Genomic DNA, 19923 nt, shown 5'->3' with positions numbered 1-19923 from the left:
GGCGCCCACGCGCGTGGGCGCCCTAGCCGTTGCTCGGGGCCCGGTCCTGACCGGTCCCCTCCCCGTCGTGTGAGTCTCCCGCACCCGCGGGCGGCTCGCCGTCGTATGCGTCACCCGCGCGTGTGGGGGCCGCGAGCTCCTGCGGATCTGGCGCCCCCGCGGGCTCCTCCCTGTGGCCGGAGTCACCCGCGGGGGCGGGCGGCGCGTCCTGCTCGTCTTCCATGATCTCTCCGGTGGCGGTGTTCACGGCGGGTGCCACCGGTGCCGCCTGGGCGAAGGCCACCAGGACGGCCTCCGCCGTCTTGCGGCCTATGCCGGGCACCTCGCAGATCTGGTCGATGGTGGCCGACCGGAGTTTCTTCACCGAACCGAAGTGTTTGATCAGTGTCTGCTTACGGGCGTCGCCCAGACCGGGCACGTCGTCCAGCGGGCTCGACCGGAAGCGCTTGGTCCGCTTCATCCGCTGGTAGGCGATCGCGAAGCGGTGCGCCTCGTCCCGCACCCGCTGCAACAGATAGAGGCCCTCACTGGTGCGCGGCAGAATCACCGGGTCGTCCTCGCCGGGCACCCAGACCTCTTCGAGGCGCTTGGCGAGGCCGCAGACGGCGATGTCGTCGATGCCGAGCTCGTCCAGGGCGCGCTGGGCGGCGGCGACCTGCGGCTGCCCGCCGTCCACGACGACGAGCTGCGGCGGATACGCGAACTTCTTGGGCCGCCCGTCCTCCTCGGTGAGGCTCTCCTGCACCTCCTCCGAGGACCACTCGCCGGTCTTCTCCTTCTCGACCAGATAGCGCCGGAAGCGGCGAGTGATCACCTCGTGCATGGACCGGACGTCGTCCTGTCCCGCGAAGCCCTTGATCTGGAAGCGACGGTACTCGCTCTTGCGGGCGAGGCCGTCCTCGAAGACGACCATGGAGGCCACGACGTCGTCGCCCTGGAGGTGCGAGATGTCGTAGCACTCGACGCGCAGGGGGGCGCTGTCGAGGTCAAGGGCGGCCGCGATCTCCTCCAGGGCGCGGGAGCGGGTGGTCAGGTCGGAGGCGCGTTTGGTCTTGTGCAGGACGAGGGACTGCTGGGCGTTGCGCGCGACGGTCTCCATGAGGGCCTTCTTGTCGCCGCGCTGCGGGATGCGCAGCGACACGTTCGACCCGCGGCGCTGGGTGAGCCAGTCCTGGACGGGCTCCACGGGGTCGGGCAGCGCGGGGACGAGGACCTCCTTGGGGACGGCGTCGCCCGTCTCCTCTCCGTAGAGCTGCTGCAGGGCGTGCTCGACCAGGTCGGCCGTGGAGACGGCCTCGACCTTGTCCGTGACCCAGCCGCGCTGGCCGCGCACGCGCCCGCCGCGCACATGGAAGATCTGGACGGCGGCCTCGAGCTCGTCCTCCGCGACCGCGATCAGATCGGCGTCGGTGGCGTCGGCGAGGACGACGGCACTCTTCTCCATGGCCTTCTTGAGGGCCTCTATGTCGTCGCGGAGCCGGGCCGCGCGCTCGTACTCCATGTCCTCGGCGGCTTCCGTCATCCGGCGTTCCAGGCGCCGGATGTAGGTGCCCGTGCGGCCGGTCATGAACTCGCAGAAGTCCTCGGCCAGTTCGCGGTGCTCCTCGGGGGAGACGCGCTCGACGCAGGGCGCGGAGCACTTGCCGATGTAGCCGAGGAGGCAGGGGCGGCCGGTGCGGGCGGCGTTCTTGAAGACGCCGGCGGAGCACGTGCGGACGGGGAAGACGCGAAGGAGGAGGTCCACCGTGTCACGGATCGCCCAGGCGTGGCCGTACGGGCCGAAGTAGCGCACGCCCTTCTTTTTCTGACCGCGCATCACCTGCACGCGCGGGAATTCCTCGTTCATCGTCACCGCGAGGTACGGATAGCTCTTGTCGTCGCGGTACTTCACGTTGAACCGCGGGTCGTACTCCTTGATCCAGGTGTACTCGAGCTGGAGCGCCGCGGTCTCCGTGGCGACGACGGTCCACTCCACCGACGCCGCGGTGGTGACCATCGTGGCCGTACGCGGGTGCAGGTTCGCCAGGTCCTGGAAGTAGCTCGCGAGACGCTGGCGCAGGCTCTTGGCCTTCCCGACGTAGATCACCCGGCCGTGCTCGTCACGGAACTTGTAGACCCCCGGCGAGTCGGGGATCTGTCCCGGCTTGGGGCGGTAGCTGGAAGGGTCGGCCATGTCGGACAGCCTACTGGCGAGCAGTGACAGTCAGTCGCGGCAGCCGAACGCCCGGGTTCCGGTCGGCCTCCGGCCTGGGGCCCGGGACCGCCTCCGGCTCGGGGTGACCCGCCCGCCCTTGGAGGGGCGGGCGGGTGGGGAACGTCACGGCCGGAGGCCGTGACCACCTCAGCCCAGACGACGCCCCCGCCGCCGAACCACAGCGACCCCGGACAGACCGAGCGCGACCAGCGCCCCCACTCCGGCCACGGAGGAGGCGACGGTCACCGCCCCGCCCGCCCCGGCAGGGGACGCCGCGCTCTCGACCGGTGCCGAAGCGCCTCCGGCCGGACCCTGCGCGCCCTCGGCGAAGCCCCCGGCCTTGCCGGACTTCGCGTACGCCGACCCGGGCAGCTTGTCGCCGTACTCCTTGTGCACCCGCTGCTGATAGGCGGCGGTGGTCGTGCCCCCGGCACCGACCGCCCGCCGGGCGTCCTTGTCGAGCGGCAGGACGCGGGCACCGTTGGTGACGTACCAGGCGTTGATCTGCGGCTCGTGGAAGACGGTGCCTCCGGGGAGCTTGTCGGCGCCCACGCGCGCGTAGTGGGTCTCGTCGTCCCCGGTGGCGATGTTCACGATCTGCCAGGAGCCGCCCTGCCGGACGGACCAGAGGGAGGCCTCCTGGCCGTCGGCCGACACCGCCCTGCTGGCGAGGAACTCCATCCGGGCGATGGGCGCCCTCTCCTTGCCCGCGACGAAGTCCGGCGACAAGTAGTAGACGGGTACGGCCTTGTCGCCCGGCACGCGCGGGTCGGCCGCCGCCTTGGTGACGGCTCCCTCGCGGGCGAAGAAGCGGGAGAGCGTGTCCAGGGTCTTCGGGGCCTCGGCTGCTTCGTGGGCGGCGTCGCGGGCGGCCTCCGAGGGCGCGCTGGGCGCGGGCGGGGCGGGCGGCGCGGGACGGGCGGCCGGGCCCGGGTCGGCCGTGGCGTGCGGTGCCGCGAGGCCCAGGAGCAGCGCGGCGGCCGTCCCCGTGAGTGTGGCCTTCAGGATCTGACCGGTGCGGGTTTCGTGACGGGTCATCGCGCTCACGCCCCTATCCGGTACAGCGAGTGGGTCCAGGAGAAGGTGTTGTTGTTCACGTACCAGTCGTGGGAGGCCCAGTTGTAGCGGTCGCTGGAGGGCCAGGGGTCGCCCCAGTACACCCAGTTGTCGGCGGTGTCGTAGCCGTAGATGGTGTGCATGTGGCCGCCGCCGTTGGACCACAGGATGCGGGTCTCGATCGGGCGGTTGGCGTCGATCTCCGCCTGCACGGTGGGGTAGCGCAGCCAGCCCGTGACGTACGAGCCCCGGTTGATGCCCGCCCAGGCCAGGGCGTTCTGCACATTGCCCAGGGTGGCCTGGTTGTTGGGGCACTCGGTGTTCTGGTTGCGGCCGAAGGCGGCGTTGCAGAACTGGTTCTGGCTGTAGTTCTTCCCCAGGTACGTGGCGATGGTGTTGCCCGCCGCGGCCCAGCACCAGTTGGTCTTCTGCTGTGCCTGCATGGTGATGTTCAGACGCTTGGCCGCGAGAGCCGACGTGCCGGCCGCTCCCGAGGCGGCCGGAGCGTCGGTCGACGACACGCTGTGGGGAGACGGCGTCCCGTGGGGCGCGGCAGCGGCGGTGGCCGCCGGTACGGCGAGGAAGGCCGCCGCGGCGGCGGTGAGCGCGGAAATCCGTCTGCGACGGCTGAATCCGCTGTTTCTGTGGTGCATCGCGTTCCTCCCGAGCAAAGTGGGGTGAGAGGTGGAGGAGCGCGTCCGGACGCTGCGATTGAGCATCAAGTGTTGTCCGGTGCAGGTCAACACGCTTCAATGCGGAATGACTTGCAGCGTGAACGGCGGCGTACCCGTGTGAACACCGGTCGTACGCCCATCAGGCCGCCCGCCCCGGCCGGGGCGTACACCCGCGCGGCCGCAGTGAACGTTCACAGAAAGGACCTGCGGTGCGGCACGCCTCCCCCCACGCCTCCCCCGTCGCCTCTCCCCCTGTCACCCCTGTCACCCCCGTCGCCTCTCCTCCCGCCACTCCCTCCGCCTCTCCTCTCGCCACTCCCTCCGCCTCTCCTCCCGCCACCCCCTCCCTCGCTTCTCCCGCCCCGCCCTCGGACGACCGCGCGGAGGACCTGGCCACCGCCCTGCGCACCGGCCCCTTCCACGTCGCCCTGCGGGCCGCCATCGCCGCCCGGCGGCTGCCCCTGCAGCGCGTCCGCCACCACCTCGCGCGGGCGGGCGTCCATGTCGGCGTGACCAGCCTGAGCTACTGGCAGCAGGGCGCGCGGCGCCCCCAGCGCGCCGAGTCGCTGCGCGCCGTACGCGCCCTGGAGGAGATACTGCGGCTCCCCGAGGAGTCCCTGATCCGGCTGCTCGCCAAGGCCGACGAGCGACCGGACGCGGAGCGGCCCGCCGCCCGCTCGTACCGCTCCCTGATGGAGGCGTCGGACGTCCTGCAGTCGCTGCTCGCCGACCTGGAGGCGCCGCGCGACGGCGGTCTGCACACCGTCGGTCATCACGAGCGCGTACGCATCGGCGCGCACCGCGAACTCCTCGGGCGCGACTCCCAGCACGTCGTGCGCTCCCACAAGGACGGCATCGACCGTTACCTGGCCATCCATCACGGCGACCCCGGCTCCTCCCCCGAACACGTGGAGGTGCGCGCCCTGGAGAACTGTCGCACCGGCCGCGTGCGCTGGCACCACGACACCGGCGTCCTGGTCGCGGAGCTCCTGTTCGACGCGCGGCTACGGGCGGGCGACACCCATCTGTTCTGTTACGGCTTCGAGGACGGCACGGCCGGCACGAGCACCGAGTACGTACGCGGTTTCAGCTTCGCCGGCGGCCAGTACGCCCTTCAGGTCAGGTTCGCCGAGAACGCGCTACCCGTACGCTGCCACCGCTTCACCCAGCACTCGGCGGCCGCCCCGCGCCTGGGGCGCCAGGAGCTGACGCTGAGCGGCAGCCACCGGTCGGTGCACCTCGTGGAACCGCAGGTGCGGGCCGGGCTCGTCGGAATGTCGTGGGACTGGAGTTGAGCTCGGGGGCTCGGGCCCGGTCAGGCGCCTGGGCCCGCCACGATCTTGCCGCCTTCCACCTTCACCGGCAGCTCCTCCAGGGGTGACACGGCGGGCTCGCGGAGCACCTTGCCGCTCTTGGCGTCGAACTCGCTGCCGTGGCACTGGCAGGTCAGCTTGGAGCCCCTGAGCTTCTGGATGGGGCACCGCGCATGGGTGCAGATGCTGCTGAACGCCTTGTACTCGTCGTCGGCGATCCGGCTGACCACCACGTTCTCGTCGGTGTAGAGCTTGGCGGAGCCCACCGGGACCTCGTCGGCCGCGCCCAGGTCCACCGGCTCCTTCGGCGCCGACCGGTTGCCGTTGCCGCCGGTCGAGCAGGCGGCGAGCCCGAGTCCCGCTGCCGGGACGAGCGCGGCGGCGCGCAGCACGGTACGGCGGGCGGGGGACGTGCCGGGCATGGACTCTCCACAGGTCAGGGGGTTCAGCGACGCATAGACCCTACCGGGGGGCGATCCGGTGACCGGGTGCGGCTCCGCGGCGCCCGAGTGCCGCCCGCATCGACCGCACCCCGCTCCCGCGGGCCCTAGCCTGTGCGCAGGACGCCGCCGGTACGCCGTCGGGACACACCACCGGGGCACCGGAGCACGGGAGCACGGGAGCGCGGAAGGGGACCGTCAGTGATAGTCGTCGCAGGAGAGGCCCTGATCGACCTCGTTCCGCAGACCCCGACGTCACGGGACGAACGGCACGCGGCGCGGGTGGACGACGCCGGTGCCGACGCGGGCCGGAACCTGGGTGCGGGCCCGGGTGGGAACCTGGGTGCGGGCCCGGGCGCGGGCGCAGACCCGGGCGCGGGCGCAGACCCGGGCGCGAGCGCTGGCGCAAACCCAGGCGCGAGCGCTGGCGCAAACCCGGGTGCGGGCGCTGGCGCAAACCCGGGTGCGGGCGCCGAGGGCCGGGTCCCCGCCCTGCCCGCGCTGGCGCCGCGCCTCGGCGGCGGCCCGTACAACACCGCGATCGCCCTCGGCCGCCTCGGCTCCCCCACCGCCTTCTGCTCCCGGGTCTCGTCCGACGCGTTCGGCGACGCGCTGCTCGCGGGGCTGCGGGCCGCCGGTGTCGACGTGCGGTACGTCCAGCGCGGGGACGAGCCGACGACGCTGGCCGTCGCCTCGATCGGCGCGGACGGTTCCGCCGGTTACTCCTTCTACGTCGACGGCACCGCGGACCGCCTCTTCTCGGCGCCCTCCCGGCTCCCGGACGGCGTACGGGCGATGTCCTTCGGGACCTGCTCGCTCGCCCTGGAGCCGGGCGCGACCGCCTACGAGGAGCTGATGCGGGACGCGGCGGAGCGCGGCGTCTGCACGGCGCTCGACCCCAACATCCGCTCCGGTCTCATCCCCGACGCCGACGCCTACCGCGCCCGCTTCAAGAGCTGGCTGCCGTCGGTGACACTCCTGAAGGTGTCGGAGGAGGACGCGCGCTGGCTGGGCGGAACGCCCCAGGAGTGGCTGGCGGCGGGGCCCGCGGCCGTGGTGGTGACGCGGGGCGGCGACGGCCTTTCCGTCTTCACACGCGACGGCGGCGAGGTGTCCGTGCCCGGTGTCGCGGTCGACGTCGTGGACACGATCGGCGCGGGCGACACGGTCAACGCCGCGCTGCTGCACGCCCTTGACGCACGCGACGCGCTGTCCGCGGACGCGGTGGCGGGCCTCGGCGCGGACGACTGGCAGGCGGTACTGCGGTTCGCGGCGCGCGCGGCGGCGATCACCTGCTCGCGCGCGGGCGCGGAGCCGCCGTACGCGCGGGAGTTGGGCGAGGCGTAGAAGCGCCGGGCGGGGCGCAAGGACGCCAGGAGCCGTAGGGGCCCCAGGAGACGTAGGGCCGGGTCAGTCGCCCACCACGCGCAGGCCGCCGGGCCGACGGCCGTTCAGACGATCGAGCGCCGCCGTGGTGGCGTCGTCCGCGGGCAGGTGGACCAGCAGCCGCTGCCCGTCCACGTCCGGCAGGGCGAGCGACTCGTACGCGAGGCGCAGCGCACCCACCTGCGGGTGGGTCAGGCTCTGCACGCCGCTACGGCGCGGCACACCGGGGACACCTTCGATGCGCTCGGCGAACGGCTTCCCCGCGAGCACCGTCAACTCGTCGACGAACTCGCGCACATGGAGGTCGATCATCGGCGATTCGCTGCGCAGCACCGCGATCTGGTCGTCGGCGACGAGGTCCCACTCGGTGAACGCGGTGCGCGCCCGTACGTCGGTGAAGACGAAGCGCATCAGATTGGGCCTGTCGTCGTCGAGCAGTCCGAGGGGCCGGACGATCCGTTCGTAGCCCGTCGTGTACGTGAGGACGTCGCTGAGCCGGTTGAGCAGCACCGCCGGAGTGGGTTCGAGGCGGTCGACGAGGGCGCGCACGGTGGGGCGCACGGCCAGGGCGGGCGGCGGCGCCGCCGAGCAGCAGGGGTCGTCCGCCCCGCTGCTCGCCCGGTCGAGGCGGCGCAGATGCAGGCGCTCCTCGACGGTCAGCCGCAGTACGTCGGCGAGCGAACCGAGCACGGACGGCGAGGGGTTGCGGTCGCGCCCCTGTTCGAGGCGGGTCAGATACTCGACGCTGATGCCCGCGAGGGTGGCGACCTCGGAGCGGCGCAGCCCGGGGGTGCGGCGGCGCGGGCCGCTCGGCAGCCCCACTTCGGTGGGGGTGACGGCTTCGCGGCGGGCGCGCAGAAAGGCTCCCAGCTCGTTGTCGCTCACCGTTCGAACGTACCAGGACGCTTTCCGGCCTGGCCGCCCTCAGCGTGTCCCTGCCACTACCAGTCTCGGCCCGGCCTCCCTCGGGTTCCCGCGCCGCCGCAGAGTGGACGGCATGAGCTTCGAGACCAACACCGCCGCCGCTGATTCCCTGACCTCCACCGCCGTCCCCGCCCTGCCGTTGCCCGCGGGCCGCTGGGCGCACGACCCGCTGCACTCGGCCGTCAACTTCACCATCCGCCACCTCGGCATCTCCAAGGTGCGGGGCCGCTTCACGGAGTTCGACGCGGAGCTGGTGGTGGGCGAGACCCTGGAGGACACCGCGGTGAACGCCACCATCGCCCTGGCGTCGATCGACACCGGCAACACCGACCGCGACGCGCACGTGCGCGCCTCCGACCTGCTCGATGTGGAGCACCGTCCGACGATGGCGTTCCGTTCGCGGCGGATCACGGGCGCCGGTGAGGAGTGGACGATGGCGGGCGACCTGACGATCGGCGACGTCACCCGCCCGGTGACGCTCGCCGTGGAGTTCGGCGGCCTCGGCGCGTTCGGCGAGGTCCGGCACGCCGGCTTCGAGGCGACGGGCGAGATCCGCCGCAGCGAGTACGGGCTCACGTTCGCCCCCGGCATGCTCGGCGAGGTCGTGAAGATCCAGTTGGACATGCAGTTCTCGGAGCCGGGCACCGGGGAGGCGTAGGTAGCGGGTCCTGGGGTGCGTTGTCGCGGGCCCTGGCAACCCTGGCACACCGTTGTTGCGGCTACCGGGGTCCGGTGTCGCGACTACCGGGGTTCGGCCCCAGGAGGTACGCCGCGGTCATCGGGGCCGAAGGCGCCGTGCCGTCCCGCTCCCGCGGCGAACCGTGCGACGCCCTCGGCCGCTTCGGCGAGCGAGTGCAGGCCGTGCCGCAGTTCGCCCGCGAGGGCCTGCCGTTCGTTCAGCCCGTGCTGTTCGCGGGCGGAGAGCCGGTCGTGCCGCAGACAGGTCTGCGGGAACGCGGCGATCTCCGCGGCGAGCCGCTCGGCCGCCGCACGCCCGGCCCCCTTCGGTACGACGCGGTTGACGAGCCCCATGCCGAGGGCCTCCGCCGCGTCGACCGGACGACCGGTGAGTATGAGGTCCAGGGCGCGGCCCTCGCCGACGATCCGGGGCAGCCGCACCGTCCCGCCGTCGATGAGCGGTACGCCCCAGCGGCGGCAGAACACCCCGAACACGGCGTCCTCCTCGGCCACCCTCAGGTCGCACCAGAGCGCCAGCTCCAGGCCGCCCGCGACGGCGTGACCGGAGACCGCGGCGATCACTGGCTTGGACAGGTTCAGGCGCGTCGGCCCCATCGGCCCGTTGTCGGGACCGTCGGTGCCGTCGGTGCCGCTCGCGTCGTCGATCTCGGTGACGTCGTTGGCGTCGGGCGTGCCGAGGGCCTTGAGGTCGGCGCCCGCGCAGAAGGTGCCGCCCTCGCCCCACAGGACGGCGACCGAGGCCTCGGAGTCGGCGTCGAAGGCCCGGAAGGCGTCGGCGAGCGCACGGGCGGTGGGGCCGTCGACCGCGTTGCGCGCGTGCGGGCGGCAGAGGACGACCGTGGTGACGGGGCCGCTGCGTTCGACCCGCACGGGCGGGGCGTCGGGCTTGGCGTGCGTCGTCTCCTCGGTCATGGTCCGCCCTCTCCTCGCTGCTCTTGTCCGCGCCGGGCCCGGGGCCCGCACGGCCCAGCCGATCACGTCGGCGCACGCACAACAAGACGTCCGCGCGCCGTCCCTGCGGGGACGACGCGCTGACGTGACCGGAACCGGGGCCGGGGCCGGAACCGGGGCCGGGGCCGGAACCGGGGCCGGGGCCGGAACCGGGGCCGGGGCCGGGGCCGGAGAGACCGCCCCCCGAACCGGCCACGGACCGGCCCTGGCACTCAGGCCGTGCGAGACCGCGTGGCGGCCTTCTTGGCAGCACCCTTCTTGGCAACCGTCTTCTTGGGCGCCGCCTTCTTGGCCGCCGCCTGCCTAGTGGCCGCCTGCTTCGTGGGCGCCTGCTTCGTGGCCGCCTGCTTGGGAGCCACCTGCTTCGTGGGCGCCTGCTTCGTGGCTGCCTGCTTGGTGGCGGTCTTAGCCGTGGCCGTCTTCTTGGTGGTCGCCGCGGCGGCCACTGTCTTCCTGACGGTGGCCTTCTTCGCGCCCCTGCGCGCCTGCGGCACCGCCGCGTCGCTGATCCGGTCCGCGGCGATGATGTCCCGCAGGAACTTGCCGGTGTGGCTGGCGGGCACGCCGGCGACCTGCTCGGGGGTGCCCTCGGCGATGACGAGGCCACCGCCGCTGCCGCCCTCCGGGCCCATGTCGACGACCCAGTCGGCGGTCTTGATCACGTCGAGGTTGTGCTCGATGACGATGACCGTGTTGCCCTTGTCGACGAGCCCCGAGAGGACCGTGATGAGCTTGCTGATGTCTTCGAAGTGCAGACCGGTGGTCGGCTCGTCGAGGACGTAGACCGTGCGGCCCGTGGAGCGCTTCTGGAGCTCGCTGGCGAGCTTCACGCGCTGGGCCTCGCCTCCGGAGAGCGTGGGCGCGGACTGGCCGAGCCTGACGTACCCGAGGCCCACGTCGTGGAGGGTCCGCAGGTGGCGGGCGATGGCGGGCACCGCCTCGAAGAAGTCGAGCGCCTCCTCGATGGGCATGTCGAGGACCTCGGCGATGGACTTGCCCTTGTAGTGCACGTCCAGGGTCTCGCGGTTGTACCGCGCGCCGTGGCAGACCTCGCACGGGACGTACACGTCCGGGAGGAAGTTCATCTCGATCTTGATGGTGCCGTCGCCGGAGCAGTTCTCGCAGCGGCCGCCCTTGACGTTGAAGGAGAAGCGACCGGGGAGATAGCCCCGGACCTTGGCCTCCGTGGTCTCGGCGAACAGCTTGCGGACGTGGTCGAAGACTCCGGTGTACGTCGCCGGGTTCGACCGCGGGGTGCGGCCGATGGGCGACTGGTCGACGTGCACCACCTTGTCGACGAGGTCATCGCCCTCCACGCGCGTGTGCCGCCCGGGGACGGACCTGGCGCCGTTCAGCTCCCGGGCCAGGTGCGTGTAGAGGATGTCGTTGACCAGCGTCGACTTGCCGGATCCCGAGACGCCCGTGACGGCCGTGAGGACGCCGAGCGGGAAGGAGACGTCGATGTCCTGGAGGTTGTTCTCGCGGGCGCCGTGCACCGTGAGCCTGCGCGTGGGGTCGGCGGGGCGGCGGACGTCGGGGACGGGGATGGCCCGCTTGCCCGACAGATACTGCCCGGTGACCGACTTGTCGTTGTCGAGCAGCTCCTTCAGGGAGCCGCTGTGCACGACGTTGCCGCCGTGCTCGCCCGCGCCGGGGCCGATGTCGACGACCCAGTCGGCGACCTTGATGGTGTCCTCGTCGTGCTCGACGACGATCAGGGTGTTGCCCATGTCGCGCAGCCGGACAAGGGTCTCGATGAGGCGGTGGTTGTCGCGCTGGTGCAGGCCGATGGACGGCTCGTCCAGGACGTAGAGCACGCCGACGAGCCCGGAGCCGATCTGCGTGGCCAGGCGGATGCGCTGGGCCTCACCGCCGGAGAGGGTGCCCGCGGCGCGGTTCAGCGACAGATAGTCGAGGCCGACGTCGACCAGGAAGCGCAGCCGTTCGTTGACCTCCTTCAGCACGCGCTCGGCGATCTTCTTGTCGCGGGCGGTCAGCTTCAGCCTGGCGAGGAAGTCCGCGCAGTCGCTGATGGACATCGCGGAGACCTCGGCGATGGACTTCCCCATCACCGTGACAGCGAGGACGATCGGCTTGAGGCGCGTGCCCTCACAGGTGGGGCAGGGCACCTCGCGCATATAGCCCTCGAAGCGCTCGCGGCTGGAGTCGCTCTCGGCCTCGCTGTGCCGCCGCTTGACGAAGGGGACGGCGCCTTCGAAGGCGGTGGTGTAGACCCGCTCCCTGCCGTAGCGGTTGCGGTAGCGGACCTCGATCTGGGTCTTGTGGCCGTTCAGGAGTGCCTTCTTGGCGCGCTGCGGCAGGCCGGCCCAGGGCATGTCCGTAGCGAAGCCGAGCGCGTCGGCCAGGGCGCCGACCAGGCGTGCGAAGTAGTCCTTCGTGTGGCCGTGCGACCAGGGGTGGATGGCGCCCTCGTCGAGCGACTTGTCCTCGTCGGGGACGATCAGCTCGGGGTCGACCTCCATCCGCGTACCGATGCCGGTGCAGTCTGGGCAGGCGCCGAAGGGCGAGTTGAAGGAGAAGGAGCGGGGCTCGAGCTCTTCGAAGGACAGGTCGTCGTAGGGGCAGTAGAGGTGCTCCGAGTACATCCGCTCGCGCTCGGGGTCGTCCGCGGGGAGGTCCACGAAGTCCAGGACGACCATGCCGCCGGAGAGGCCGAGCGCGGTCTCCACGGAGTCCGTGAGGCGGCGCTTGGCGCTGTCCTTGACGGTGAGGCGGTCGACGACCACCTCGATGGTGTGCTTCTCCTGCTTCTTCAGCGTGGGCGGCTCGGAGAGCTGGATGGTCTCGCCGTCCACCCGGGCGCGGCTGTAGCCCTTCGTCTGGAGGTCGGAGAAGAGGTCGACGAACTCGCCCTTGCGCTCGCGCACCAGCGGCGAGAGGACCTGGAAGCGGCTGCCCTCGGGCAGCTCGAGGACCTTGTCGACGATGGCCTGCGGCGACTGGCGGGAGATCGGGCGGCCGCACTCGGGGCAGTGCGGCTTGCCGATGCGCGCGAAGAGCAGGCGCAGATAGTCATAGACCTCGGTGATGGTGCCGACCGTGGAGCGCGGGTTGCGCGAGGTCGACTTCTGGTCGATGGAGACCGCCGGGGAGAGGCCTTCAATGAAGTCCACGTCCGGCTTGTCCATCTGACCGAGGAACTGGCGGGCGTACGAGGACAGGGACTCGACGTACCGGCGCTGCCCCTCGGCGAAGATCGTGTCGAACGCGAGCGAGGACTTGCCGGACCCGGACAGACCGGTGAAGACGATGAGGGAGTCACGCGGGAGGTCGAGCGAGACATTTTTGAGATTGTGCTCGCGCGCGCCACGGACGATGAGACGGTCGGCCACGCCGGTCCGCACCTTTCTTGAGAGAAGTGACAGGGGCGGGGCCCCCGTCCTTCACAGACTAGAGCGACCCACTGACAACGCCGGGCTGGATCTCTGAGTGGACGAAGTCGGGGAGGGATGAAGCCCGACCATCAAGAGTGCCCGATGCCATCATCGAGCGTATAGCACGGGCATTCGATTTGCGGGGCTCATCCACCGCCTTCACCCGAACGTGTGGCGAAGCTATCGTCGGGCTCATGATTGATCATGTGCGCGACCTGGCGTCTGTACGTGACGCGACCGAACGGCTGCTCGCCGCAGCCACCGCCTTGGACGATGTCTCGACGGCCGAGCCGTCCCTGCTTCCCAACTGGACGCGGGGCCATGTCCTCGCCCACGTGGCGCGGAACGCCGACGCGCTCGTGAACGTGCTGGCCGGGCGGCCCATGTACGTGAGCGGTACCGCCCGCGACGCCGACATCGAGCGGGACGCGCCCCGGCCGATCGCGGCCCACCTCGTCGACCTGCGGGAGTCCGCCGCGCGCCTGGAGGCGCAGGCCGCGCTCCCCGCCGACTGGTCCCGTACCATCACGATGCGCAACGGCGTCACGGACTCGGCGTCACGGGTGCCGTTCCGGCGCTGGGTCGAGCTGGAGCTGCACCACGTCGACCTGGGGGTCGGGTACGAGCTCGAAGACCTGCCGGCCGAGTTCCTCACACGCGAGACCGACTTCCTCACCGACCGCTTCTCGGGGAACCCCGACGTGCCCGCGACCAGCGTCAGCGACGGCACGCGCGCGTGGCGCACGGGCCGCTCCGCGGAGAACCCCGAGGTGACCGTCACCGGCCCGGCTCCGGCCCTGGTCGGCTGGCTCGCCGGGCGCCGCGGCGGCGACGCCCTCGCGGCCGAGCTGACCTCCGAAGGCGGCCCTCTTCCCGCCCTCCCCCCGCTATAGGCTGGCGCCATGACGTACAGCGGAGCGGTGCGGGTCGGCGGAGCCGCGGACGTGCACGAGTTGCAGGACCTGATGATCTCCAAGGTCGCGGTCGGGCCGATGAACAACAACGCCTACGTGCTGCGCTGTCGGGCCACCGACGAGCAGCTCCTCATCGACGCGGCCAACGAGGCCCGGACGCTGCTGACGCTGATCGGTGACGACGGCATCGGGTCCGTCGTCACCACGCACCAGCACGGGGACCACTGGCAGGCGCTGGCGGAGGTGGTCGCGGCCACGGGTGCGCGCACGTACGCGGGCCGCGAGGACGCCGAGGGCATCCCGGTGCCCACGGACGTCCTGGTCGACGACGGCGACACCATCGCCTTCGGCCGGATCACGCTCACGGCCAGGCATCTGGTGGGCCACACCCCGGGCTCGATCGCCCTCGTGTACGACGACCCCCACGGCCACCCGCACGTCTTCACCGGTGACTGCCTGTTCCCCGGGGGCGTCGGCAACACCTGGAAGGACCCGGAGAGGTTCGCGAACCTCATGGACGACGTCGAGACGAAGATCTTCGGCACGCTGCCCGACGAGACGTGGGTCTACCCGGGCCACGGCGACGACACGACCCTCGGCGCCGAGCGGCCGCACCTCTCGGAGTGGCGCACGCGCGGCTGGTGATCTTGCTGGTGCGCGCGGGCTAGGCCCGCGCCACCAGCGCCGCCACCCGCTCGACACCGAACACGTACCCCTGCACCCCGCATCCGGCGATGACGCCGTCGGCGCGCTGGGAGACGTACGAGTGGTGCCGGAACGCCTCGCGCTGGTGGATGTTGGAGATGTGGACCTCCACCACGGGCAGTCCGTCGCAGGTGTTGAGGGCGTCCAGGATCGCAATCGAGGTGTGCGAGTACGCGGCCGGGTTGATGACGATGCCCGCGTGCTGCTCGCGCGCCTCGTGGATCCAGTCCACCAGCTCGCCCTCGTGGTTGGACTGGCGCAGGTCGACCGTCCCCCCGTGCGCGGCGGCCGCCTCGGCGCACATCGCCTCGACGTCGGCGAGCGTGTCGGTGCCGTAGATCTCCGGCTGACGCTTGCCGAGGAGGTTCAGGTTCGGCCCGTTGAGGATCATGACCGGGGCGGTGGCGAGGGTGTGGGGCACAGGGTCCTCCATGCGTCGGGCTACTGCTCACAGATGGTTTATCACGGTGCCTGAGCGCCGGTCCCAGCCTAGGCCGCCGCCATGATCACGCCCGCAGGACCACCAGGACCACCGGCCGGGCCGCGCCCCACCCGCCCCGCGCACCCGCTGTATCCGCCGAAGCCCGTTCCTGGCGACCGCATGGCGATCGTGTCGCCCTCGGCCGGTCTGCCCGGACTCTTCCCGCTCCCCTTCGAACTGGGCCTGCGGCGGCTGCGCGAGGACTTCCTCCTGGAGCCGGTGGAGTATCCGACGACGCGCAGGATGGGCGCCTCGCCGCGGGAGCGCGCCGACGACCTGCACGCCGCGTTCGCCGACCCGGACGTGAAGGCGGTCATGGCGAGCATCGGGGGCGACGACCAGATCACCGTCCTGCCGCATCTGGACCGGGAGTTGATCCGCGCCAGCCCCAAGCCGTTCTTCGGGTTCAGCGACAACACCAACCTGCACGCGTTCCTGTGGAGGGTGCCGAGCGGGTCGTGGAGGGCCGCACCTGGGGCGGCTGCCTGGAGATCCTGTCCGAGCTCCTGACGGCCGACCGCGAGGTGGCCCGGGACCCCGCCGAGTACAACGGGCATGTGCCGTTCCTGGAGACCACCGAGGAACTCCCCGCCGCCACCGAGGTGTTCCGGATCCTGCGCTGCCTCGGCGAGCGCGGACTGCTCACCCGCTTCGCCGCGCTGATCATGGGCCGCGCCAAGCGCTGGAGCTTCGAGCACCCCACCGGCCCCGAGGAGCGCACCCGTTACGCACACGAGCAGCGCGAGGCCGTACTCCGAGCGCTCTCCGCGTACGCCCGGCGGAGTACCGGGCCGCCAGGGCTGGCCGGGCCCGCGGTCGGCGGGGGTCCGGACCCGCAGGAGCTTGGCGAGGCGGGGCACCTTCGTGAATCGGCCGGTGTGATACGTCCCGGCGACCGAAGGCCACCGGCGTGGCGGTTGATGAACGCCGACGTGGTGGGGCCGTAGATCATCATCCCGAAGGAGGTGACGAGGGCCGCCGCGACGAGTGTGGTCAAGCCGCCCCCGAAGGCCGACCTCCGCACGCCCCCGTAACCGCCCGTCACACCGGGCAGTTGACGCAACGTGCACAATAGTCACTCTCCGTCAACAGAGCGGGCCCCAGGTGGCCCTTCGCTGCCACGGCTCGCCGCCGCGTCGCTGGCCGGAACGGCCATCGAGTTCTACGACTTCTTCATCTACGGCACCGCGGCGGCGCTCGTCCTCGGGCCGTTGTTCTTTCCGACCTTCTCCCCACTGGCGGGAACGCTCGCCGCGTTCGCGACCTTCGGTGTGGGCTTCGTGGCCCGTCCCCTCGGCTCCGTGCTCTTCGGGCATCTCGGCGACCGGCGCGGCCGGCGGCCCGTCCTGGTGCTCTCGCTGCTCATGACCGGTCTGGCCACCGTGGCCGTCGGCTGTGTGCCGACGTTCGAGTCGATCGGCGTGGCCGCTCCCCTGCTGCTCCTGGTGCTGCGCTTCGTCCAGGGCGTGGGGCTCGGCGGCGAGTGGGGCGGTGCGGTCCTGCTCACCGCCGAGCACGCACCGCCCGAGCGGCGCGCGCTGTGGTCGAGCTTCCCGCAGGTCGGCCCGTCGATCGGGTTCCTGCTGGCCAACGGCGTCATGCTGACGCTCTCGGCGACACTGACGGACGCCCAGTTCGCGTCCTGGGGATGGCGGATCCCCTTCTGGGGGGCGGGGCTCCTCGCCCTGGTCGGTCTCGTACTGCGCGCCTCGCTCGTGGAGAGCCCGGACTTCCTTCAGGTGCGCGAGCACGCGCGCGTGCCCTTCGTCGAGGTGGCGCGCGAGCACTGGCGCCTGGTGCTGCTCACCGCGGGCGCGCTCGCGGTCGGGTACGCGGTGTTCTACGCGGTCACGACGTGGTCTCTGGCGTACGGCGTGGAGCGGCTCGGCGTGAGCCGTACGGTCATGCTGGCCTGCATCATGGCGGCCGTCGTCGTCAAGGGCGCCCTGACGCCGGTGGCGGCCCTGCTCGGCGACCGGTACGGGCGGCGGCCGATGTGTCTTGCGGGGTGCGCGGCCACCGCCCTGTGGATGTTCCCGATGGTCGCGCTCCTGGCCACGGGGGAGCCGCTCCTGATGTTCTTCGGCTTCCTGGTGGCGATGCTCGCGTTCGTCTCGATGTTTGCCGTGGTCTCCGCCTATCTGCCCGAGCTGTACGCGCCCCGCGTGCGCTGCACGGGCGCGGCGGTCGGCTACAACCTCGCCGGTGTCCTGGGGGGCGCGCTCACGCCCATGGTGGCGACCGCGGCGGCCCGGGGCGAGGGCACTCCGTGGGGTGTGGCCGCGTATCTGGCGGCGATGGCGGTGCTGAGCCTCGGGTGCTTCGCGCTGCTTCCGGAGACGCGGCCCGCGCGGAAGGAGGTGGCGGTGCCGGTCGCGGGGTGACCGTACGCCGCTTCCCGGAAGCCGCCGGGGGGGCGTACGTGTGGTGCGGCGTGGTGCCCGGCCGGACCGCACGTACGCCCCCCGGGTGGGCACCAGCCCCGGCCGGACACCACGTCTCATGGATTGACCGCGAGCTCCAGGTACGCCGCGAACAGCACCAGGTGCACACCGCCCTGCAAGGGCGTGGCGCGTCCGGGAACGACCGTGAGCGTGCCGACGAGGACCGTGAGGACGAGCAGCACCATATGTGTCGAGCTGAGCCCGAGCACAAGCGGCCCGGACAGCCACACGGAGGCGATGGCGACGGCCGGGATGGTCAGGCCGATGCTGGCCATCGCCGAGCCGAGTGCCAGGTTGAGGCTGGTCTGGACGCGGTCCCTGCGGGCCGCGCGCACGGCCGCGATGGTCTCGGGAAGCAGCACGAGCAGGGCGATGATCACGCCGACCACGGCATGCGGCAGGCCCGCGGACTCGACGCCCGACTCGATGGTCGGCGACACGCCCTTGGCGAGCCCGACGACGCCGATCAGGGCGAGCCCGAGCAGGCTGAGACTGATGAGGGCGGTGCGCGCGGAGGGCCCTTCGGCGTGGTCGTCGGCGTCGACGACCTTGCCCTGCTTGGTGACCGGCAGGAAGTAGTCGCGGTGCCGTACGGTCTGGGTCGCGACGAACAGGCCGTACAGGACGAGTGAGGCCAGGGCCGCGAAGGTGAGCTGCGAGGTGGAGAACTCCGGGCCCGGCTTGGACGTCGTGAAGGTCGGCAGGACCAGGCTGAGCGTGGCCAGCGTGGCGACGGTCGCGAGCGCGGCACCGGTGCCCTCGGGGTTGAAGACGGCCACGCGGTGGCGCAGGGCGCCGGTCAGCAGACAGAGGCCCAGTATGCCGTTACAGGTGATCATGACGGCCGCGAAGACGGTGTCACGGGCCAGGGTCGCGCTCTTGTCGCCGCCATCGGCCATCAAGGTGACGATGAGGGCGACCTCGATGATCGTGACCGCCACGGCCAGGACCAGGGAGCCGAAGGGTTCGCCGACGCGGTGCGCGATGACTTCGGCGTGATGCACCGCCGAGAGCACGGCTCCGGCGAGGACCGCCGTCACCAGGGCGACGACCACACCCGGCAGATCGCGCCCCCAGGTGAGGACGAGGAGGACGACTCCGAGCACGGGCACGGCGGTCGTCCACCGCGCGGCGAGTGCCCGGAACTTAGGGATCATGTGATTGATGCTGCCCCGCTCACGGGAGGGCCGCGACTTCATGTGTGCCTTTCTACGCAAGAGCGGTGCACGGTCGACGACCGACCGTGCACCGCTCCGGGGTGGCTCTTCAGTGCGCTTACGCCTCGACGCTGTCCTTCTGGCTGTCGTCCTTGCCGGTAGGGCCGGTAGGGCCGGTAGGGCCGGTAGGGCCGGTAGGGCCAGTCGGACCGGCCTCGGACGCCTCGCGCTCGGCCTGCTTCCTGGAGGCCATGAGGCTGGTGATCGTGGTGATGATCAGCACGCCGCAGATGACGCCGAGCGACACCGGGATGGAGATCTCCGGGACGTGTACGCCGTTCTCGTGCAGGGCGTGCAGGACGAGCTTGACGCCGATGAAGCCGAGGATCACCGACAGGCCGTAACTGAGGTGGACCAGCTTCTTGAGCAGTCCGCCGATCAGGAAGTAGAGCTGCCGCAGTCCCATCAGCGCGAAGGCGTTGGCGGTGAAGACGATGTACGGGTCCTGGGTGAGGCCGAAGATCGCCGGGATGGAGTCCATCGCGAACAGGACGTCGGTGGTGCCGATGGCGAGCATGACGACCATGAGGGGCGTCAGGATCTTCTTGCCGTTCTTCTCGATGAACAGCTTCGTGCCGTGGTACCGGTCGGCGACGCCGAACTTCTTCTCGACGGACTTCAGGAGGCGGTTCTCCTCCCACTCCTCTTCTTCCTCGTCGGCACGCGCCTCCTGGATGAGCTTCCAGGCGGTGTAGATCAGGAACGCGCCGAACAGGTAGAACACCCAGGAGAAGCTGGCGATGATCGCGGCGCCGGCCGCGATGAAGATCGCACGCAGGACCAGCGCGATCAGCACACCGAACAGCAGCACGCGCTGCTGGAGGTGCGACGGCACCGAGAACTTCGCCATGATCAGGATGAAGACGAAGAGGTTGTCGACGCTCAGCGACTTCTCGGTGACGAAGCCCGCGAAGAACTCGCCGGACGCCTGACTCTCACCTGCTATCAGCAGGCCTATTCCGAACAGCACGGCGAGCACGATCCAGACGATCGTCCACGTACCGGCTTCCTTGATGGACACGTCATGCGGCTTGCGGCCGATGAAGAAGTCCATTGCGATCAGGGCACACAGACCGAGAACGGTCAGCACCCACAGGGTCATAGAAACGTCCACTGCGCCTCCGGCGTCG

The 19923-nt window shown here is 71.3% G+C and carries 15 protein-coding genes and 2 pseudogenes; 7 read left to right on the top strand and 10 right to left on the bottom strand.

Annotated features, from left to right (window positions below; genetic code table 11):
• Positions 1–22: 22 nt before the first annotated feature.
• The 3 genes from uvrC to IG78_RS0118920 all read right to left on the bottom strand — a co-directional run bounded on the left by uvrC (position 23) and on the right by IG78_RS0118920 (position 3903).
• Positions 23–2173 carry an excinuclease ABC subunit UvrC gene (gene uvrC / locus IG78_RS0118930; RefSeq protein WP_078965573.1) on the bottom strand — a complete coding sequence of 717 codons (2151 nt, stop codon included), beginning with the start codon at positions 2171–2173 and terminating at the stop codon, positions 23–25.
• Between the two features lie 168 nt (positions 2174–2341).
• Positions 2342–3232: a hypothetical protein gene (locus IG78_RS0118925; RefSeq protein ID WP_030564689.1), complete on the bottom strand. Its 891-nt coding sequence runs from the start codon at positions 3230–3232 to the stop codon at positions 2342–2344.
• Between the two features lie 5 nt (positions 3233–3237).
• A complete protein-coding gene (locus tag IG78_RS0118920; protein ID WP_030564688.1) occupies positions 3238–3903 on the bottom strand; it encodes a papain-like cysteine protease family protein in 666 nt (221 codons plus the stop codon).
• 410 nt (positions 3904–4313) lie between these two features.
• Here IG78_RS0118920 and IG78_RS0118915 point away from each other — a divergent pair, with 410 nt between their 5' ends.
• Positions 4314–5219, top strand: coding sequence for a hypothetical protein (locus IG78_RS0118915; RefSeq protein WP_051852757.1), 906 nt, complete (start codon positions 4314–4316; stop codon positions 5217–5219).
• Between the two features lie 20 nt (positions 5220–5239).
• Here IG78_RS0118915 and IG78_RS0118910 read toward each other — a convergent pair whose 3' ends face one another.
• Positions 5240–5659 (bottom strand): Rieske (2Fe-2S) protein, encoded by a 420-nt coding sequence (locus IG78_RS0118910; protein WP_030564684.1) that lies wholly within the window; start codon positions 5657–5659, stop codon positions 5240–5242.
• A 510-nt stretch (positions 5660–6169) separates the two neighbouring features.
• Here IG78_RS0118910 and IG78_RS0118905 point away from each other — a divergent pair.
• A complete protein-coding gene (locus tag IG78_RS0118905; protein ID WP_051852756.1) occupies positions 6170–7024 on the top strand; it encodes a carbohydrate kinase family protein in 855 nt (284 codons plus the stop codon).
• Positions 7025–7087: 63 nt separating this feature from the next.
• On the opposite strand, the gene IG78_RS0118900 is transcribed toward IG78_RS0118905, so the two are convergent.
• Positions 7088–7948 carry a helix-turn-helix domain-containing protein gene (locus tag IG78_RS0118900; RefSeq protein ID WP_030564680.1) on the bottom strand — a complete coding sequence of 287 codons (861 nt, stop codon included), beginning with the start codon at positions 7946–7948 and terminating at the stop codon, positions 7088–7090.
• Between the two features lie 112 nt (positions 7949–8060).
• Between IG78_RS0118900 and IG78_RS0118895 the strand changes: the two genes are divergently transcribed.
• Positions 8061–8645 carry a YceI family protein gene (locus IG78_RS0118895; RefSeq protein WP_030564678.1) on the top strand — a complete coding sequence of 195 codons (585 nt, stop codon included), beginning with the start codon at positions 8061–8063 and terminating at the stop codon, positions 8643–8645.
• An 83-nt stretch (positions 8646–8728) separates the two neighbouring features.
• Here IG78_RS0118895 and IG78_RS0118890 read toward each other — a convergent pair whose 3' ends face one another.
• On the bottom strand, positions 8729–9598 hold the full coding sequence (locus IG78_RS0118890) for a crotonase/enoyl-CoA hydratase family protein (RefSeq protein ID WP_051852743.1): 870 nt from the start codon (positions 9596–9598) through the stop codon (positions 8729–8731).
• 251 nt (positions 9599–9849) lie between these two features.
• Positions 9850–12990 (bottom strand): excinuclease ABC subunit UvrA, encoded by a 3141-nt coding sequence (gene uvrA, locus IG78_RS0118885; RefSeq protein WP_037686371.1) that lies wholly within the window; start codon positions 12988–12990, stop codon positions 9850–9852.
• A 236-nt stretch (positions 12991–13226) separates the two neighbouring features.
• Here uvrA and IG78_RS0118880 point away from each other — a divergent pair, with 236 nt between their 5' ends.
• Together IG78_RS0118880 and IG78_RS0118875 are read left to right on the top strand one after the other, a co-directional pair.
• Positions 13227–13925 carry a maleylpyruvate isomerase family mycothiol-dependent enzyme gene (locus IG78_RS0118880; protein WP_030564673.1) on the top strand — a complete coding sequence of 233 codons (699 nt, stop codon included), beginning with the start codon at positions 13227–13229 and terminating at the stop codon, positions 13923–13925.
• 9 nt (positions 13926–13934) lie between these two features.
• Positions 13935–14591 (top strand): MBL fold metallo-hydrolase, encoded by a 657-nt coding sequence (locus tag IG78_RS0118875; protein ID WP_030564672.1) that lies wholly within the window; start codon positions 13935–13937, stop codon positions 14589–14591.
• 11 nt (positions 14592–14602) lie between these two features.
• Here IG78_RS0118875 and aroQ read toward each other — a convergent pair.
• Positions 14603–15072, bottom strand: a pseudogene (aroQ, locus tag IG78_RS0118870) (type II 3-dehydroquinate dehydratase); the annotation flags it as partial.
• A 180-nt stretch (positions 15073–15252) separates the two neighbouring features.
• Here aroQ and IG78_RS45910 point away from each other — a divergent pair.
• Positions 15253–15920 (top strand): annotated as a pseudogene (locus IG78_RS45910) (LD-carboxypeptidase); the annotation flags it as partial.
• A 327-nt stretch (positions 15921–16247) separates the two neighbouring features.
• On the top strand, positions 16248–17516 hold the full coding sequence (locus IG78_RS0118860) for an MFS transporter (RefSeq protein WP_037686368.1): 1269 nt from the start codon (positions 16248–16250) through the stop codon (positions 17514–17516).
• Positions 17517–17632: 116 nt separating this feature from the next.
• Here IG78_RS0118860 and IG78_RS0118855 read toward each other — a convergent pair whose 3' ends face one another.
• Together IG78_RS0118855 and IG78_RS0118850 are read right to left on the bottom strand one after the other, a co-directional pair.
• Positions 17633–18733 carry a calcium:cation antiporter gene (locus tag IG78_RS0118855; protein WP_030564669.1) on the bottom strand — a complete coding sequence of 367 codons (1101 nt, stop codon included), beginning with the start codon at positions 18731–18733 and terminating at the stop codon, positions 17633–17635.
• Positions 18734–18851: 118 nt separating this feature from the next.
• The gene (locus IG78_RS0118850; protein ID WP_078965570.1) at positions 18852–19907 is read right to left on the bottom strand and encodes a TerC family protein; all 1056 of its coding nucleotides are present in this window, start codon (positions 19905–19907) and stop codon (positions 18852–18854) included.
• Between the last annotated feature and the right edge of the window lie 16 nt (positions 19908–19923).

It is taken from the genome of Streptomyces aureocirculatus, from assembly GCF_000720475.1.
In the GTDB taxonomy this organism is placed as follows: Bacteria; Actinomycetota; Actinomycetes; order Streptomycetales; family Streptomycetaceae; genus Streptomyces; species Streptomyces aureocirculatus.
This window is presented reverse-complemented; position numbering and strand designations above follow the sequence as displayed.

Coding starts and splice junctions, on each gene's coding strand:
- uvrC (WP_078965573.1), bottom strand. CDS start 2,173: ATGGCCGACCCTTCCAGCTACCGCCCCAAGCCGGGACAGATCCCCGAC.
- IG78_RS0118925 (WP_030564689.1), bottom strand. CDS start 3,232: ATGACCCGTCACGAAACCCGCACCGGTCAGATCCTGAAGGCCACACTC.
- IG78_RS0118920 (WP_030564688.1), bottom strand. CDS start 3,903: ATGCACCACAGAAACAGCGGATTCAGCCGTCGCAGACGGATTTCCGCG.
- IG78_RS0118910 (WP_030564684.1), bottom strand. CDS start 5,659: ATGCCCGGCACGTCCCCCGCCCGCCGTACCGTGCTGCGCGCCGCCGCG.
- IG78_RS0118895 (WP_030564678.1), top strand. CDS start 8,061: ATGAGCTTCGAGACCAACACCGCCGCCGCTGATTCCCTGACCTCCACC.
- IG78_RS0118890 (WP_051852743.1), bottom strand. CDS start 9,598: ATGACCGAGGAGACGACGCACGCCAAGCCCGACGCCCCGCCCGTGCGG.
- IG78_RS0118880 (WP_030564673.1), top strand. CDS start 13,227: ATGATTGATCATGTGCGCGACCTGGCGTCTGTACGTGACGCGACCGAA.
- IG78_RS0118875 (WP_030564672.1), top strand. CDS start 13,935: ATGACGTACAGCGGAGCGGTGCGGGTCGGCGGAGCCGCGGACGTGCAC.
- IG78_RS0118855 (WP_030564669.1), bottom strand. CDS start 18,733: ATGATCCCTAAGTTCCGGGCACTCGCCGCGCGGTGGACGACCGCCGTG.